15 protein-coding genes are annotated in these 14,925 nt (G+C 73.7%); 2 read left to right on the top strand and 13 right to left on the bottom strand.

Annotation, left to right across the window (positions count from 1 at the left end):
- Positions 1-72: 72 nt before the first annotated feature.
- Both ACZ6CZ_RS22870 and aroH read right to left on the bottom strand, forming a co-directional pair.
- A complete protein-coding gene (locus ACZ6CZ_RS22870) occupies positions 73-1,158 on the bottom strand; it encodes a prephenate dehydrogenase (RefSeq protein ID WP_469024110.1) in 1,086 nt (361 codons plus the stop codon).
- Positions 1,155-1,517 carry a chorismate mutase gene (aroH, locus tag ACZ6CZ_RS22865; protein ID WP_469024107.1) on the bottom strand — a complete coding sequence of 121 codons (363 nt, stop codon included), beginning with the start codon at positions 1,515-1,517 and terminating at the stop codon, positions 1,155-1,157. The genes ACZ6CZ_RS22870 and aroH overlap by 4 nt, the downstream gene beginning before the upstream one ends.
- 214 nt (positions 1,518-1,731) lie before the next feature.
- Here aroH and ACZ6CZ_RS22860 point away from each other — a divergent pair, with 214 nt between their 5' ends.
- Positions 1,732-2,211, top strand: coding sequence for a Rieske (2Fe-2S) protein (locus ACZ6CZ_RS22860; RefSeq protein ID WP_469024104.1), 480 nt, complete (start codon positions 1,732-1,734; stop codon positions 2,209-2,211).
- A gap of 22 nt (positions 2,212-2,233) precedes the next feature.
- Positions 2,234-2,950: a nucleotidyltransferase domain-containing protein gene (locus ACZ6CZ_RS22855; RefSeq protein WP_469024101.1), complete on the top strand. Its 717-nt coding sequence runs from the start codon at positions 2,234-2,236 to the stop codon at positions 2,948-2,950.
- A 74-nt stretch (positions 2,951-3,024) separates the two neighbouring features.
- Here ACZ6CZ_RS22855 and ACZ6CZ_RS22850 read toward each other — a convergent pair whose 3' ends face one another.
- The 11 genes from ACZ6CZ_RS22850 to ACZ6CZ_RS22800 all read right to left on the bottom strand — a co-directional run bounded on the left by ACZ6CZ_RS22850 (position 3,025) and on the right by ACZ6CZ_RS22800 (position 14,892).
- Entirely contained in the window at positions 3,025-3,786 is a 762-nt protein-coding gene (locus tag ACZ6CZ_RS22850) for a nucleotidyltransferase domain-containing protein (protein WP_469024099.1), read from the bottom strand.
- Positions 3,787-3,789: 3 nt separating this feature from the next.
- Positions 3,790-4,812 carry an ADP-ribosylglycohydrolase family protein gene (locus tag ACZ6CZ_RS22845; protein ID WP_469024096.1) on the bottom strand — a complete coding sequence of 341 codons (1,023 nt, stop codon included), beginning with the start codon at positions 4,810-4,812 and terminating at the stop codon, positions 3,790-3,792.
- Positions 4,809-5,528, bottom strand: coding sequence for an NUDIX hydrolase (locus ACZ6CZ_RS22840; RefSeq protein WP_469024094.1), 720 nt, complete (start codon positions 5,526-5,528; stop codon positions 4,809-4,811). Before ACZ6CZ_RS22840 ends, ACZ6CZ_RS22845 begins: the two co-directional genes overlap by 4 nt.
- A gap of 92 nt (positions 5,529-5,620) precedes the next feature.
- The gene (locus ACZ6CZ_RS22835; protein ID WP_469024091.1) at positions 5,621-6,745 is read right to left on the bottom strand and encodes a pseudouridine synthase; all 1,125 of its coding nucleotides are present in this window, start codon (positions 6,743-6,745) and stop codon (positions 5,621-5,623) included.
- Positions 6,745-7,410 (bottom strand): SMC-Scp complex subunit ScpB, encoded by a 666-nt coding sequence (gene scpB / locus ACZ6CZ_RS22830; protein ID WP_469024089.1) that lies wholly within the window; start codon positions 7,408-7,410, stop codon positions 6,745-6,747. Before scpB ends, ACZ6CZ_RS22835 begins: the two co-directional genes overlap by 1 nt.
- On the bottom strand, positions 7,407-8,561 hold the full coding sequence (locus ACZ6CZ_RS22825) for a segregation and condensation protein A (protein ID WP_469024087.1): 1,155 nt from the start codon (positions 8,559-8,561) through the stop codon (positions 7,407-7,409). Before ACZ6CZ_RS22825 ends, scpB begins: the two co-directional genes overlap by 4 nt.
- Positions 8,562-8,579: 18 nt before the next feature.
- A complete protein-coding gene (locus tag ACZ6CZ_RS22820; RefSeq protein WP_469024084.1) occupies positions 8,580-9,155 on the bottom strand; it encodes a hypothetical protein in 576 nt (191 codons plus the stop codon).
- Positions 9,140-10,318, bottom strand: coding sequence for a ParA family protein (locus ACZ6CZ_RS22815; RefSeq protein WP_469024081.1), 1,179 nt, complete (start codon positions 10,316-10,318; stop codon positions 9,140-9,142). Before ACZ6CZ_RS22815 ends, ACZ6CZ_RS22820 begins: the two co-directional genes overlap by 16 nt.
- A gap of 396 nt (positions 10,319-10,714) precedes the next feature.
- Entirely contained in the window at positions 10,715-11,839 is a 1,125-nt protein-coding gene (gene ald, locus ACZ6CZ_RS22810; protein WP_469024078.1) for an alanine dehydrogenase, read from the bottom strand.
- Positions 11,840-11,978: 139 nt separating this feature from the next.
- Positions 11,979-14,036, bottom strand: a complete 2,058-nt coding sequence (locus tag ACZ6CZ_RS22805; protein ID WP_469024075.1) for a tetratricopeptide repeat protein — start codon at positions 14,034-14,036, stop codon at positions 11,979-11,981.
- 229 nt (positions 14,037-14,265) lie between these two features.
- The gene (locus tag ACZ6CZ_RS22800) at positions 14,266-14,892 is read right to left on the bottom strand and encodes an NUDIX domain-containing protein (RefSeq protein WP_469024073.1); all 627 of its coding nucleotides are present in this window, start codon (positions 14,890-14,892) and stop codon (positions 14,266-14,268) included.
- Between the last annotated feature and the right edge of the window lie 33 nt (positions 14,893-14,925).

Genomic DNA, 14,925 nt, shown 5'->3' with positions numbered 1-14,925 from the left:
GCGCCCCGCACAAGGTTACTGGCTCCCCGGCGGCCCGGTGACGGGCGGCCGCCCGGGGCGGCCGCCGCCGCGTCACTGGCGGATGGCCCAGCCCCGCTCGCGCAGCGCCTCCGTGAGGCCCGGTGCCGCCTTGGGCTCCACCATCAGCTGCACCAGACCGGCCTGCTGCCCGGTCGCGTGCTCGATCCGCACGTCCTCGACGTTGACCCCGGCCCGCCCGGCGTCGGCGAAGATCCGGGCCAGCTGGCCGGGCTGGTCGTCGATGAGCACGGCCACCGTCTCGTAGATCCGCGGCGCGGACCCGTGCTTGCCCGGTACCCGGACCTGCCCGGCGTTGCCGCGGCGCAGCATGCTCTCGATGCCCGCGCTGCCCTCGCGCCGCTTCTCCTCGTCGGAGGACTGCAGCGCCCGCAGGGCCCGCACGGTCTCGTCGAGGTCGGCGGAGACGTCCGCGAGGAGGTCGGCGACCGGGCCGGGGTTGGCGGAGAGGATGTCGATCCACATCCGGGGGTCGGAGGCGGCGATCCGGGTCACGTCCCGGATGCCCTGCCCGCACAGCCGTACGGCCGCCTCCTCGGCGTGCTCCAGGCGGGCGGCGACCATGCTGGAGACCAGGTGCGGCATGTGGGACACGAGGGCGACGGCGCGGTCGTGGGCGTCGGCGTCCATGACGACCGGCACGGCCCGGCAGTGCGAGACCAGTTCCAGGGCGAGGTTGAGCACCTCGGTGTCGGTGTCCCGGGTGGGGGTGAGCACCCAGGGGCGGCCCTCGAACAGGTCGGCGGTGGCGGCCAGCGGGCCGGACTTCTCCCGGCCGGACATGGGGTGCGTGCCGATGTACGACGACAGGTCGAGGCCGCGTGCCTGGAGTTCGCGGCGCGGTCCGCCCTTGACGCTGGCCACGTCGAGGTAGCCGCGCGCCGCGCCGCGGGCCATGGCGTCGGCGAGCACGCCCGCCACATGGGCGGGCGGGGCGGCGACCAGGGCCAGGTCGACCGGGCCCGCCGGGGCCTCGTCGGTGCCGGCGCCCAGCGCGGCGGCCGTGCGGGCCTGCTCGGGGTCGTGGTCGGTGAGGTGCACGACGACGCCGCGCCGGGTCAGCGCGAGGGCGGCGGAGGTGCCGATCAGACCGGTGCCGATGACGAGCGCGGTCCTCACTGGGCGATGTCCTTGCGCAGGGCGGCCGCGGCACCGAGGTAGACGTGGGCGATCTCGGCGCGCGGCCGGTCGGACTCGATGTGCGCGAGGACGCGTACGACCCGGGGCATGGCGCCTTGGATGTCCAGCTCCTGGGCGCAGATCAGCGGGACGTCGACGATGCCGAGCTTGCGGGCGGCGGCCGCCGGGAAGTCGCTGTGCAGGTCGGGGGTGGCGGTGAACCAGATGCTGATCAGGTCGTCGGCGGTCAGCTCGTTCCGCTCCAGGACGGCCGTGAGCAGGGCGCCCACCTGCTCGTCCATGTGCCCGGCCTCGTCCCGCTCCAGCTGGACGGCTCCCCGGACCGCTCGTACCGCCACGGCGCTGCTCCTTGCGTATCGGCTCATCGGCTTTGGTCCGTCCAGCCTAGTCAGCCCCTGACGGGCGGGCGCGCCACGCCCGCCCGCTGAGACGCGGCGGCCGCCGGGTGCCAGGATGAGGGCAGTTCCGTTTCGCTCCTGTTTTGGATGTTTCGCAGCTTTCCTCTGCTTTCTCCCTGCTTTCTCTGCTTCTCTCTTGGTTCGGAGTGACGACATGACCGACCGCACCACTCGGCGCACGGTGCTCGCGACGGGCGCGGCCGCACTCGCCGTGGGATGCGCGGGATGCGGCAGCGGCACCGCGTCCAGCGGCGACAGCTCCGCCCTCGCCGTTCCGCCCGGCGACGCGTCGGACAGCGCCTCGCGCAGCCCGTCGGACAGCGCGTCGGCCTCGGCGGGCGCCGGCGGGCAGGCACTGGCGGACACCGGTGACATCCCCGAGGGGGGCGGCAAGGTCTTCCGGGAGCAGAGGATCGTCGTCACCCAGCCGCAGAAGGGCCGGTTCGAGGCCTTCTCCGCGGTCTGCACCCATCAGGGCTGCACGGTCGGCGAGGTCGCGGACGGCACCATCGACTGCCCCTGCCACGGCAGCAGGTTCCACATCGCCGACGGCTCGGTGGCCCACGGCCCGGCGACCGAGCCCCTGCCCCGGCGGCGGATCACGGTCGAGGGACATTCGGTCCGCCTGGGCTGACCGGCCCGCGTACGCTCCCGGCATGCAGCCCGAGGACCTGATACGCGACCACACGATCTACTCCTGCGTCATGGGCTCCAGGGCGTTCGGGCTCGCCACGGCGGACAGCGACACCGACCTGCGGGGCGTGTTCCAGGCCCCCACCGCCCTGTTCTGGGGTTTCGCCAAGCCCCCGGCGCACGTGGAGGGCCCGGCCCCGGAGCAGTTCGGCTGGGAGCTGGAGCGGTTCTGCGAGCTGGCGCTGCGCGGCAACCCCAACATCCTGGAGTGCCTGCACTCGCCCCTGGTCGAGTACGCCGACGACACCGGCCGCGAACTGCTGTCCCTGCGCGGCGCCTTCCTGTCCCGGCACATGTACGACACCTTCACCGGCTACGCCCTCGGCCAGTACCGGAAGCTCGGCGCCGACGTCCGGGTGCACGGCGCCCCGCGCTGGAAACACGCGATGCACCTGCTGCGCCTGCTGGTGAGCGCCCGGGACCTGCTGCGCACCGGCGAGCTGCGGATCGACGTCGGCGACCGCCGGGAGGAGCTGCTGGCGGTGAAGCGGGGCGAGGTGAGCTGGGCGGAGGTGGAGGCCCGCACGGCCCGGCTGGCGGACGAGACCGACGAGGCGCTGCGCGGCACCGCGCTGCCGCCGGAGCCGGACCGGGCGCGCGTGGCGGACTTCCTGTACCGCGCCCGGCGCGCCTCGGCCGCCGCCGCGCCCCGGTCCCGCCCCGAGACGCAAGAGGCCTAGGAGGTCCCGGCGGCCCGGCGCCGCCAGGAGCCCGGGAGCCCGGGAGCCCCTGCGGGCCGGCCTGCACGTCGCCCTCAGGCGTCCTGGGGTCCCGCCAGCCGGAGCCGCACCACGACGTCGTGCAGGGCGTCGTACGCGGTGGGCGCGTCGGGCAGCCGCGACGCCGCCTGGGCCTCGTCGAGCAGGGTGTGCAGCCGCTCCACGTCGGCCGCCACCCGCGCGAGGTCGACGTCGGCCGCCCCGTGCTCCTTCTCCGCCTTCGCCGCGATCAGCCCGGGCAGGTAGGCGGGCGCGTCCACCAGGTTCAGCAGGGTGGGCAGATGGGCCTGCACCTCGCCGCTGCGCATCAGGTGGATGCCGGTCAGCAGCACCCGGAACGTGTAGAGCAGCGGCTTGAGTTCGCCGGTCCTGTCGAACAGCCGCCACTGGGTCACCGCGAACCCCCGGTAGTGGTGCGCGTGGTGGGCGGTCAGCACGCCCGGTACCAGGGCGGCCAGTTCGCGGTGGGCGTCGGTGGTGTGCGCCACCAGGGGGGACAGCAGCTGCTCCAGCACATAGCCGTTGCGGCGCAGCATCAGCCGGGCGAACTTGCGCAGGTCGTGCGTGACGAGGTCCAGCTCCACCCCCATCCGCACCCAGGTCCGCGACCGGGTCTCCTCCGGTTCGCGCAGCCCGACCAGGTCGGCGGCGGGCAGCAGGTGGACGCCGCGCAGGTCCAGGTCGGAGTCCTGGGAGGGGAAGCCGTAGAGGTGCGCGCCGGAGACCGTCGCGAACAGCAGCGGGTGGGGCTGCTCGGCGACGACGGGGGCCAGGTGCATGCCGAGATCATCGATCATCGGCTAATCGTCCCAGAGTGCGCCCAGTGCGAGCAGCTCGTCGCGGTACTCGATCCGGTCGGCCCACTCGGCGGGCCAGGCGTCCGGGCCGAGCCAGGCGCCCGCGAAGGCGCCGGTGAGGCAGGCGATGGAGTCGGAGTCGCCGGAGGTGCAGGCGGCCCGGCGCAGCGCGGTGACGGGCTCCTCGGGGAAGAGCAGGAAGCAGAGCAGGCCGGTCGCCAGGGCCTCCTCGGCGATCCAGCCCTCACCGGTGGCCAGGCAGGGGTCGTCCTCCCGGGAGTGCGTGCGCACCGCGTCCTCGAGGCGGTCGAGGACCTCCAGGCACTCGTCCCAGCCGCGGGCGATGCAGTGCTCGGGGCCGGGGTCCTGGGTGCGGGTCCACAGGTCGCCGAGCCAGCCGTGGTGGTAGCGGGTGCGGTTGTCGTGGGCGTAGGAGCGCAGCAGGCCGGGCAGGGCGGCGGGCGCGGCGCCCTGGGCGAGCAGGTGCACGGCCTGGGCGGTGAGGTCGGAGGCGGCCAGGGCGGTGGGATGGCCGTGGGTCAGCGCGGCCTGCAACTGGGCGGCGCCGGCGCGCTGTTCCCCGCTCAGGCCCGGGACCAGGCCGACGGGGGCGACGCGCATGTTGGCGCCGCAGCCCTTGGAGCCGGTCTGGCTGGCGTCCTGCCAGGGGCGTCCTTCCGCCTTCAGCAGGTAGCAGGCCTTCAGGCAGGTGGTGCCCGGGGCCCGGTCGTTCTGCGGGGACTGGTACCAGTCCACGAACTCCTCGCGCAGCGGCCGCTCCAGCCGCCGGGGCCCGAGCACACCGCGGTCCCCGGCGGTCCGCAGCGCCCGGCCGACGGCCAGGGTCATCTGGGTGTCGTCGGAGACGAGGGCGCGCCCGGGCAGCTCCATCTCCCGCCAGGGCCCGAACGTGGCGAGGATCGAGGGTACGTCCTTGAACTCGGTCGGGAAGCCGAGGGCGTCCCCGAGGGCGAGGCCGGTCAGGGCTCCGGTGGCGGCGCGTCGGCGCGTGCCGGTGGTGGTCATGCGGGGCTTTCCTCCCGGTCGGGCCGCAGCAGTGGCGGATGCAGGTCGGTGGCGGTGCCCGCGCGGTAGAGGGCGGCGGGTTTGCCCCGGCCGCCGGTCAGCCGGGCGGCGCCGGGCACGGGTTCGACGAAGCCGGGGGTGGCGAGCACCTTGCGGCGGAAGTTGGGCCGGTCCAGGGCGGTGCCCCAGACGGCCTCGTAGACCTGCCGCAGCTCGCCGAGGGTGAACTCGGGCGGGCAGAAGGCGGTCGCCACGCAGCTGTGCTCCAGCCGGCCGCCGATCCGGTCGCGGGCGTCGGCGAGGATCCGGTCGTGGTCGAACGCGAGCGGCCCGGCAGCGCCGTACGGCAGCCAGCGGGCGGCGGCCGCGTCACCGCCGGGGTGCGGCTCGGGGGCGGCGGGCAGGAGCGCGGTGAACGCCACCGACACCACCCGCATCCGGGGGTCGCGGCCGGGTTCGCTGTAGGTGCGCAGCTGCTCCAGGTGCAGCCCGGCCACGTCGGCGAGGCCGGTCTCCTCGGCGAGTTCGCGCCGGGCCGCCGTCTCCGCCGACTCGTCGGGCAGCAGGAAGCCGCCGGGCAGCGCCGGCCGGCCGGCGTACGGCTCCTGCCCGCGCTCGACCAGCAGCACGTGCAGGGTACCCGCGCGGACGGTGAGGACGGCGAGGTCGACGGTGACGGCGAAGGGCTCGTAGGCGTACTTGTCGTAGTCCCGCACGCACGCACACCCCCTTTTATAGTCACAGCGACTATAAAAGGGGGTGTGCGGGTTCACAAGCCCCTGTCCGGCTCACCCGGACACGCGGGCTCCTACAGGTCGACCTCGTTCATCAGCATGCCGACCTCGGTGTTGGACAGCCGCCGCAGCCAGCCCGACTTCTGGTCGCCCAGGGTGATCGGGCCGAAGGCGGTGCGCACCAGCTTGTCGACCGGGAAGCCGGCCTCGGCGAGCATGCGCCGCACGATGTGCTTGCGGCCCTCGTGCAGGGTGACCTCGACCAGGTAGTTCTTGCCGGTCTGCTCGACGACCCGGAAGTGGTCGGCGCGGGCGTAGCCGTCCTCGAGCTGGATGCCGTCCTTGAGCCGCTTGCCCAGGTCGCGCGGGATGGGGCCGACGATGTGCGCGAGGTAGGTCTTCTTCACGCCGTACTTGGGGTGGGTCAGCCGGTGGGCCAGCTCGCCGTGGTTGGTCAGCAGGATGACGCCCTCGGTCTCGGTGTCGAGCCGGCCGACGTGGAAGAGGCGGGTCTCCCGGTTGGTGACGTAGTCCCCCAGGCACTGCCGGCCCTCCGGGTCCTCCATCGTGGAGACGACACCGGCGGGCTTGTTCAGCGAGAAGAACTGGTACGACTGCGTGGCCACGGTCAGCCCGTCGACCTTGACCTCGTCCGTCTCCGGGTCGACCCGCTTGCCCTGCTCCAGCACGATCTCGCCGTTGACCTCGACCCGGGCCTGCTCGATCAGCTCCTCGCAGGCACGCCGGGAGCCGAAGCCCGCGCGCGCCAGGACCTTCTGGAGCCGCTCGCCCTCCTGCTCGGCGCCCGGGAAGGTCTTGGGCAGCTTCACGTCCTTCTTGTCCGCGTACCGGTCGCGGTTGCGCTCCTCCACCCGCGTCTCGAACTCGCGGGAGCGTGCGGGGGCAGTGCGTCCGCGGCCGCCCGCGCCCTGGGGCTGCCGGGGGCCGCCCTTGGCACCGCCGCGCGCGGCGCCGCCGCGTCCCGCCTTCGGGCCGTCCTTCGTGGCGCCGGGGCCCACGTCGTAGCGGCGCTCCTCCGGGCGCGGCTTCTTGGGGCGGCCGCCCTGCTTGTCGTCGCGGTTGTCACCGGCACCGCGGTGGCTGCCGCGACCACCGCCGCTCCCGCCGCGGCCGCCGCTGTTGCCACCACGGCTCCCGCCGTTGTTTCCGCTGCTGTTCCTGCCGCTGCTGCTTCGCATCAAAGTTCCGTCTTGTCGTCTGCGTCCTCGGAATCCGGGGCGTCCGGATCGAACGACGGGACTCCTTCCAGCGTCTCGGCCTCGATCGCCTCCGCCTCCGGGAGGAAGGGCGCCAGCTCCGGCAGCTCGTCCAGGCCGCGCAGGCCCATCCGCTCCAGGAAGTAGTTCGTCGTCCTGTACAGGATCGCACCTGTTTCGGGTTCCGCGCCCGCCTCCTCGACCAGACCCCGTTGCAGGAGGGTGCGCATCACGCCGTCGCAGTTGACTCCGCGCACGGCCGAGACGCGGCTGCGGCTGACCGGCTGGCGGTACGCGACGACCGCCAGGGTCTCCAGTGCCGCCTGGGTGAGGCGGGCCTGCTGGCCGTCCAGGACGAAGGCCTCGACGGCGGCCGCGTACGCGGGGCGGGTGTAGAAGCGCCAGCCGCCGGCGATCAGCCGCAGCTCGAAGCCGCGGCCCTGGACGGTGTACTCGTCGGCCAGGGCGCGCAGCGCGTCCGCGATCTGCCGCCGCGGCCGCTGGAGGATCCTGGCCAGGTGTTCCTCGGTCGCGGGCTCGTCCACGACCATGAGGACCGCCTCCAGGGCGGGCCCGAGGTCGAGACCGGCCACGCCGCGCGGGTCCGCCCGTCCTTCCGCGGGCGTCCTCGCCGGTTGCTCGCTCATGGCTGCCTCTCCTCCTCGGACGCCTCGGGTGCCTCGGGTGCCTCGGGCGGCCGGTCGAACTCGTCCCCGACGGCCGGCATCCCCGCCCGGTCGCCGCCGGTCCAGCGCACGATCAGCTCGCCGAGGGCGGTCTCCTGGTCCAGGGCGACGGCCTTCTCGCGGTACAGCTCCAGCAGCGCCAGGAACCGCGCGACGACCGTGAGGGTGTCGTCGGTGTCGGCCACGAGCGTGCGGAAGTCCGCCTCGCCGAGTTCGCGCAGCAGGGCCACCACGATCCCCGCCTGCTCCTGCACGCTGACCAGCGGGGCGTGGATGTGGTCGACGTACACCTGGGGCCGGGGCCGCGGCTGCATGGCCTTGACGGCGAGCCTGGCGAAACCCTCGGGGCCGATGCTGATGACGACCTCGGGCAGCAGCTCGGCGTGGTGCGGTTCCAGGCCGACGGTCCGGGGCCACCGGCGGCCCTCCCGCTCCAGGCGGTACTGGAGGATGTCGGCGATCTGCTTGTACGCGCGGTACTGCAGCAGCCTGGCGAACAGCAGGTCGCGGGCCTCCAGCAGGGCCAGGTCGGCCTCGTCCTCCACCTCTGCGGCGGGCAGCAGCCGGGCTGCCTTCAGGTCCAGCAGGGTGGCGGCGACGACCAGGAACTCGGTCGTCTGGTCCAGGTCCCAGTCCGGGCCCATCGCCCGGATGTGGGCCATGAACTCGTCGGTGACCTTGGACAGGGCGACCTCGGTGACGTCCAGCCGGTGCTTGGAGATCAGCTGGAGGAGCAGGTCGAAGGGCCCCTCGAAGTTGGCGAGGCGGACGGTGAACACACCGTCGCCGGCCCCGGCCTCCCCCGCGGCGGCCCCGGCCCGGGACGCGCGCATGCCTGCCGGCTCGGCGAACTCCGGGCCGGCAGGCTCGGGCTCGGGAACCTCAGGTCCGGCCGTGGCGGGCTGGGGAAGCCCGGGCTCGGCGGGCGGCGGGGAGGCCTCGGGTTCGGCGGCGGGCTCCGGCGGGGAGGCCGGAGAGACGTCCGCGGGTACCGCCTCGGGTGCCTCCGGCGGCACCGGCCGCGCGGGTGCCGTCCCGGGGCCGCGCCCCAGGGCGCGCCGGCGTCCGGCTGCGGGCCCGGCGGCCGGGGCGGGAACGTCGTTCGAGGTCATGGCCCCCGCAGGCTACCTCTAGCGTCCGCGCAGCCGCCGTACCAGGATGCTCGCGTCCCCGCGGGACTCCAGGTCGGCCAGGACCACGGCGACCGCCTCGCGGACGATGCGGCCGCGGTCGACGGCCAGGCCGTGCTCGCCGCGCAGCACGAGGCGGGCGTGCTCGAGGTCCATCAGCTCCTCGGCGGAGACGTAGACCGTGATCTTCTCGTCGTGCCGCTCCCGCCCGCTGGGCCGCCGGGCGGCCGCGCGGCCCCGCTTGCGGGACTGCGCGGCGGACGAGGCGGCGGCACCCTCCTGCGGTGCCGCGCCCCGGGCGGAGCGCTCCGCGGCGCCGGAGCGGCTGCGGGACTCTCCGGACTCGCCGGGCTCCACCTCGGCCGTCGCGCCGTGCTCCGCGCCCTCGCCGTTCGGCGCGGGCACCGACTGCGGTCCGTCGTCCGCCGTGGCGGCCACCGCGTCGCTCTCGCCCGCGGGGGCCGGCACCCGGGCGTCGCCGCCCGCCTGGCGGCGGGGGGTCGACGACGTCAGCGCCGTGCCCCCGGTCGTACGGAACAGTTCGTCGGCCCCGGGCAGACTCACTCGGCGTGACACCGGGCGAGCACCTCCCTGGCGAGCTGGCGGTAGGCGGCGGCGCCGACGGAGTTGGAGGCGTACGTGGTGATCGGCTCACCGGCGACCGTGGTCTCCGGGAAGCGGACCGTGCGCCCGATGACCGTGTGGTAGACGTGGTCGTCGAACGCCTCGACGACCCGCGCGAGCACCTCGCGGCTGTGCACGGTGCGCGAGTCGTACATCGTGGCCAGGATGCCGTCCAGCTCCAGTTCGGGGTTGAGCCGCTCCTGGACCTTCTCGATGGTCTCGGTCAGCAGGGCCACACCGCGCAGCGCGAAGAACTCGCACTCCAGCGGCACGATCACCTTGTGCGCGGCCGTCAGCGCGTTGACCGTGAGCAGGCCGAGCGAGGGCTGGCAGTCGATCACGATGTAGTCGTAGTCGGGCAGCAGCGGCTTCAGCGCGCGCTGGAGCGTCGACTCGCGCGCGACCTCGGAGACCAGCTGCACCTCGGCGGCCGACAGGTCGATGTTGGAGGGCAGCAGGTCCATGTTGGGGACCGCCGTCTTCAGCAGGACCTCGTCCGCCGACATGCCCCGCTCCATGAGCAGGTTGTAGACGGTGAGGTCCAGCTCCATGGGGTTGACGCCGAGACCGACCGACAGCGCGCCCTGCGGGTCGAAGTCCACGAGCAGCACGCGCCGGCCGTACTCCGCGAGCGCGGCACCCAGGTTGATGGTCGACGTCGTCTTGCCGACGCCGCCCTTCTGGTTGCACATCGCGATGATCTTCGCGGGGCCGTGGTCGGTCAGCGGGCCCGGGATCGGGAAGTACGGCAGCGGGCGTCCGGTCGGGCCGACGCGCTCGCGGCGCTGTCTGGCCGCGTCGGGCGCGAGCGTGGCCGCGTACTCGGGATCCGGCTCGTACTCGGCGTCGGGGTCGTAGAAGTGCCCCTCGGGCAGGTCGTCGTAGTCGGCGATGTGGTTGTGGGGGGCGCCACTTCCGTCGCCGGCCATGGCGTTCACGTGATGGCCATCCATGCTCTGGTGTCCTGGCTGAGTCATCCCCGGGGTCCGGTGACTCTGGTGGGCTGCGAAGGTGCGCACCGCGACGGAGCCGACAGCCTCGAACCCTTCGGGGCCCTGACCCCGTACAGGCGTTCCTGGTTGACCACCCCCGGGAGAAAATGTCGACTCATTCACAAGTCGTCTTACCTCCTTGGGGACCAGGAAACTTCTAGACAGGTCGGCGTGGCACCATGCCGACGGTTGGCGACTCTATGGCGTGTCGGCGGTCCGCAGCAACACAATCCGCCGGACCCGGCCGGATGTGTCGGCAATGAAACATCCCGCTGTCAAGGGCGTACGGCCGTCGCACGGCAGGTTTCACCGGTGTGCGAATCGGTCGAAGGGTTACGTTCGAGGCGAGTTGACCGAGAGCCGCAAAGTGACCATACACACATCCGGCCGGACCTTGTCGGGCAAGGTCCGGCCGGGCGCGCGGGGTTGACGACCTGTGTTGACGAATCGCCTTTTGCCCGACGGCGACTTGGCCGCGCGGCGGATCGGCGTGGCTGCCGGAGGCGCCCGTCGGGAGGGTCAGCCGAGGAGGGCTTCCAGCTCCAGGTGCTCCAGGCCGTGCGCCTGAGCGACCTCGCGGTAGACGACCTTGCCGTCATGGGTGTTGAGGCCCTTGGCGAGCGCGGCGTCGCGGCGCAGCGCCTCGACCCAGCCGTTGTTGGCCAGCGACACGATGTAGGGCAGCGTGGCGTTGGTGAGGGCGTTGGTGGAGGTGTTGGGCACCGCGCCGGGCATGTTGGCCACGCAGTAGAAGACCGAGTTGTGGACCTGGAAGGTCGGCTCGGCGTGCGTGGTGGGGCGGGAGTCCTCGAAGCAGCCGCCCTGGTCGATCGCGATGTCGACAAGCACACTTCCCGGCTTCATGCGCGACACCAGCTCGTTGGTGACGAGCTTGGGGGCCTTGGCGCCGGGGATGAGGACCGCGCCGATGACGAGGTCTGCGTCGAGGACGGCCTTCTCCAGCTCGAAGGAGTTGGACATGATCGCCTTGACCTTCGTGCCGAAGATCCGGTCGGCCTCGCGCAGCTTGTTGATGTCGCGGTCGAGCAGGGTCACGTCGAAGCCCATGCCGACGGCGATCTGGGTGGCGTTCCAGCCGGAGACGCCGCCGCCGATGACCACGGCCTTGGCCGGGGTCACGCCCGGGACGCCGCCGGGCAGCACGCCGCGGCCGCCGGCCGCGCGCATCAGGTGATAGGCGCCGACCTGCGGGGCCAGCCGGCCCGCGACCTCGGACATCGGGGCGAGCAGCGGCAGCGCGCGGCCCGGCAGCTCGACGGTCTCGTAGGCGATGGCCGTGGTGCCGGACTCCAGCAGGGCGTCCGTGCACTCCTTGGAGGCGGCCAGGTGCAGGTAGGTGAAGAGGGTCTGGTCCTTGCGGAGGCGGTGGTACTCCTCGGCGATGGGCTCCTTGACCTTCAGCAGCAGGTCGGCGGCGGCCCAGACCTCGTCGGCCGTCTCCAGGATCTGCGCACCGGCGGAGACGTACTCCGCGTCCGTGATCGAGGAACCGAGGCCGGCGCCCCGCTCGATGACGACCTGGTGGCCGTTGCGCACCAGCTCGTGCACACCGGCGGGGGTGATGGCCACCCGGAACTCGTTGTTCTTGACCTCGCGGGGGATGCCGACCTTCACGTCGATCACGGTCCTTGGCTCAGGGGGTATGGGGGGGTGCGTCGCATGACATACCCAGGCATGCAGGGCACACCGGGAGACACCGCAGGAGAACGTGCGGCAGAGCCAGTCTAATGAAGGCGTTCCGACTGTCTAGCCTTTCATTGCATCAATCTTCTCCAGAAGCACTGCGGATTTCGCAGGCGTTAGCTCCGTGTTCCAGGCTTGCTTCTCCGTCCGGGGCCTCTTCGTCCAGCATGCGCTCCGCCGTTCCGCGGTGCAGTCGGGCGGCCGCCGGGTCCCCCAGCCGCTCCAGCGTGTCGGCCAGCCGCAGGTGCAGCGCGGCCTGCAACCGCACGTCCTCCGCACGCCGCGCCCACTCCACCGCCTCGTGGCAGGTGCGCAGCGATTCCTCCGGCCGCCCCGCGTACTCCTGGACCCGGGCCAGTTCGCTCAACGCCCGTGCGTGGGCGCCGACATCGCCGTCCCTGCGGTGCCCGGCGACGGCGGCCCGCCAGTTGCGCAGCGCCTCGCCGTACCGCCCGGCGTAGGTGTGCGCGGTGCCGATGCGGCCGTACACCCGGGCGGCGTCCGCGCGCTCGCCCCGGGCCAGCCGCTGGGCGAGGGCGCGGCCGAACCAGTCGGCGGCCCGGTCGTAGTCCCCCAGCGCCAGGTAGGTACCGCCTACGGATTCCATCGCGCGGCCGGTCGCGTACGGGTCGTCGGCCTCGCGTCCGGCGTCCAGCGCGGCCCGGTAGCGGACCAGCGCGTCCCCGGTGCGGCCGGTCTGCGCGTCCAGGTCGCCCAGGTTCAGCAGGGCGGCGGCCCGCTCCCGGTGCAGCCCGCGGCGCCCGGCGACACCGAGCACCAGACCGTGGATGTCGTACAGGTCCGGGGCGGCGGCCTGGGTGCCGAAGTGCGCCGCCATCGCCTTGACCAGCTGCGACATCAGCCGTCTGGCGAGGGTGTCCAGCTCCCCGTCGGCGACGGCGATGCGGGCGGCGGACAGCAGCGCGGGCCGTCTGCCGCGCAGCCAGTCCTCGGCCGCCCGGGGCGTGGGGAAGCGCAGCTCGCGCGGCATGGCCTGGAGCCTGTCGCGGGCCTGCGCGCTGTCCGTCTCGGTGATGGCCCGGCAGGACTGCAGCAGCCGCACGATCCGCTCCAGCATCCGGGCCCGGGCCAGTTGCAGCTCCCCCGGCCGGTCCTGGCTCTCGGCGAGCGAGCGCAGCAGGCCGTGCAGGCAGCCGGGGACCTGGTACTGGGGCAGCGGGGTGTCCAGCGGGTGCAGCAGGCCCAGGCGCACGAAGTCGTCCAGGGTGGCGCGGGCGCCGCCGAGGGAGCAGCCGGCGAGGGCGGAGGCGGTGTGCGGGTCGACGAGGCCGGCCGGGGCCAGCGAGAGCAGCCGCAGGGTGCGGGCGGCCGGGCCGGGCAGCTCGTCGTAGACGAGGCGGAGGGCGCGGGCCAGCGGGGTGGCGTCGTCGGTGTCGGCGTGCAGGCGCTTGGCCAGGTCGGAGACGGCCGACTTGGGGTGGGCGGCGAGCCAGCCGCCGGCCAGGGTGAGCGTGGCGGGATGGCCCTGGCAGATCTCGGCCAGGCTCTCGGCGGCCCGGGGGTCGACGGTGATGCGCACCGAGCCCGTGTAGCGGGTGAGCAGTTCCACCGCCGACTTGGTGTCGAGGCCGCCCAGCGTGCAGGGGCGGACGTCGGCGATGCCGGTGAGCGGGCCGCCGGAGACGACGACGGCCAGGCAGTCCGGGCTGTCCGGCAGCAGGGCGTCGACCTGCTCGGCGCCGGCCGCGTCGTCCAGCAGGAGCAGCACCCGCCGGCCGGCCAGCGCCGTGCGCAGCGCCGCGGTCAGGTCGTCCTCGGCGGCGCCGGCCGGGGCGGGCAGCTCCAGGGCGCCCAGCAGCTCGCGCGCGGTGTGCGCCACCGGCACCGGTGTGCCGTCGGGCTCGCTCAGCCGGGCGCGCAGCAGTCCGTCGGGGTAGCGGCCGGCGACCTGGCGGACGAGTTCCCGGGCGAGGGCGGTGCGGCCGGAGCCGGGGCGGCCCGCGATCAGCAGCACGCGCGCGCGGGGGGCCTTGCGGCCGGAGAGGGTGTCCAGGCCGGCGCGCTGGATGTCGGCGCGCAGCTCCTTCAGCTCCCGTGTGCGGCCCAGGAACCGGTCGTCCATGGCCGGGTACGCCGACTGCCGTACGCCGTCTGTGTCCACCGCCTGGTCCGTCACGGGCCACACTCCCGTCCCACCGCACGCGCGAGCCCGCCGGATCTTCCGGTCGGGGCGTTTTCAGAGCCTAGTTCACGCTCTGCTACGTCCCGGTGGAGCACGGCGGGCGCATCCCCCGATCGGATCAGGCGATGGTCACACTGCTGGGTCGAACGGGCCGGGCCGCATGCCCCGGCGGACCGGGGCACAGGCCTCGAAGAGGCGGCACTCGGCCCTCGAAGGGAGGGACTCAGGCCTCGAAGGGGCGGGCCGGCCAGGGCGCGTGGGCCGGGCGCAGCGCGTCGAGGCCGTCCCCGGCGCGGGCGGCGACCAGTGACAGGACGCCGACGACCAGGCAGTTGTTGTGCACGTCGCCGGCGAGCACCCGGCGGACCAGCTCGTCGGCCGGCACGCGCGCGTGCTCCATGTCGGCCTCTTCGTCCTCGACCTCGAAGCGCTCGCCCTCGGCCTCGGACAGCTCGCGGGCGAGGAAGATCCGCACCGCCTCGTCGCAGCCGCCGGGGGTGGTGTAGACGTCGGTCAGCACCCGCCAGTCCTCGGCCTTGACGTGCGCCTCCTCGTACAGCTCGCGCTGCGCGGCGTGCAGCGGGTTCTCGCCGGGCACGTCCAGCAGGCCGGCCGGGATCTCCCACAGCCGGTGCCGCACCGGGTGGCGGTACTGCTTGATCAGCAGCACCCGGTCCTCGGCGTCGAGTGCGAGCACGGCGACCGAGCCGGGGTGCACCTGGTAGTCGCGGTGGACGACGGCGCCCCCCGGCATGACCACGTCGTCGGTGCGCACGGCGGTCTTGTTCCCGGTGAAGGGGGTCCGGCTGGCCCGCACCTCCCACGCCTCGGGGGTGTCCCTGATCGTCATGCCTGTCCTCCCACGCGCCCGTACGCCTGCCGA

The sequence above is a fragment of the Streptomyces sp. NPDC041135 genome, from assembly GCF_055592085.1.
Note: the sequence above shows the minus strand (reverse complement) of the source record. Positions and strands in the feature narration are given on the sequence as shown.

Excerpts from the sequence above, each read along its gene's own strand:
- ACZ6CZ_RS22860 (WP_469024104.1), top strand. The coding sequence starts at position 1,732 with ATGACCGACCGCACCACTCGGCGCACGGTGCTCGCGACGGGCGCGGCC.
- ACZ6CZ_RS22855 (WP_469024101.1), top strand. The coding sequence starts at position 2,234 with ATGCAGCCCGAGGACCTGATACGCGACCACACGATCTACTCCTGCGTC.
- ACZ6CZ_RS22850 (WP_469024099.1), bottom strand. The coding sequence starts at position 3,786 with ATGATCGATGATCTCGGCATGCACCTGGCCCCCGTCGTCGCCGAGCAG.
- ACZ6CZ_RS22845 (WP_469024096.1), bottom strand. The coding sequence starts at position 4,812 with ATGACCACCACCGGCACGCGCCGACGCGCCGCCACCGGAGCCCTGACC.
- ACZ6CZ_RS22835 (WP_469024091.1), bottom strand. The coding sequence starts at position 6,745 with ATGCGAAGCAGCAGCGGCAGGAACAGCAGCGGAAACAACGGCGGGAGC.
- scpB (WP_469024089.1), bottom strand. The coding sequence starts at position 7,410 with ATGAGCGAGCAACCGGCGAGGACGCCCGCGGAAGGACGGGCGGACCCG.
- ACZ6CZ_RS22825 (WP_469024087.1), bottom strand. The coding sequence starts at position 8,561 with ATGACCTCGAACGACGTTCCCGCCCCGGCCGCCGGGCCCGCAGCCGGA.
- ACZ6CZ_RS22800 (WP_469024073.1), bottom strand. The coding sequence starts at position 14,892 with ATGACGATCAGGGACACCCCCGAGGCGTGGGAGGTGCGGGCCAGCCGG.